This window comes from Paenibacillus sp. J31R34 (assembly GCF_059383715.1).
Map to the genome: position 1 here is coordinate 1 of NZ_JBXENU010000030.1, position 1167 is coordinate 1167.

Sequence of the window (1167 nt, forward strand, 5' to 3'; positions counted from 1 at the left end):
ACGATGAGCGGATTTGCCTACTCATCAGCCTCACTGCTTGGACGGACTATTCCATCAGTCCGCGTCACTGCCCTTCTGCGTCATCCCATTGCTCATAACGGTTTACGGTGGTACAGGAATTTGAACCTGTTGTCCTTCCACTACGCCTTTCGGCCTCGCGTTAGGTCCCGACTTACCCTGAGTGGACGAGCCTTCCTCAGGAACCCTTAGGCTTTCGGCGGACAAGATTCTCACTTGTCTTTTCGTTACTCATACCGGCATTCTCACTTGAATACAGTCCAGCACTCCTTACGGTATACCTTCAACCTATATTCAACGCTCCCCTACCCAAGTACCTAATGGTACATGTCATAGCTTCGGTGGTGTGTTTAGCCCCGTTACATTTTCGGCGCAGAGTCACTCGACCAGTGAGCTATTACGCACTCTTTAAATGGTGGCTGCTTCTAAGCCAACATCCTGGTTGTCTTTGCAACTCCACATCCTTTCCCACTTAACACACACTTGGGGACCTTAGCTGATGATCTGGGCTGTTTCCCTCTTGACAATGGATCTTAGCACTCACTGTCTGACTCCCGAGAAGCACGTCTATGGCATTCGGAGTTTGACTAGACTTGGTAACCCTTGGCGGGCCCCGCACCCAATCAGTGCTCTACCTCCACGACGTTCATACCTCGAGGCTAGCCCTAAAGCTATTTCGGGGAGAACCAGCTATCTCCGAGTTCGATTGGAATTTCTCCGCTACCCCCACCTCATCCCCGCACTTTTCAACGTGCGTGGGTTCGGGCCTCCAGTGCGTGTTACCGCACCTTCACCCTGGACAGGGGTAGATCACACGGTTTCGGGTCTACGACCACGTACTTATTCGCCCTATTCAGACTCGCTTTCGCTGCGGCTCCGTCTTCCCGACTTAACCTTGCACGTGAACGTAACTCGCCGGTTCATTCTACAAAAGGCACGCCATCACCCATGAATAGGGCTCTGACTTTTTGTAAGCGCACGGTTTCAGGTTCTTTTTCACTCCGCTTCCGCGGTGCTTTTCACCTTTCCCTCACGGTACTGCTTCACTATCGGTCACTAGGGAGTATTTAGCCTTGGCAGATGGTCCTGCCGGATTCCGACGGGGTTTCTCGTGTCCCGCCGTACTCAGGATCCGTCTCGGAGAGTGTG

Annotated in this window: 1 rRNA gene; it reads right to left on the reverse strand. The window is 52.7% G+C overall.

Annotated features, from left to right (window positions below):
- Positions 1-1167 (reverse strand): 23S ribosomal RNA (locus AC50YG_RS31860); the annotation flags it as partial.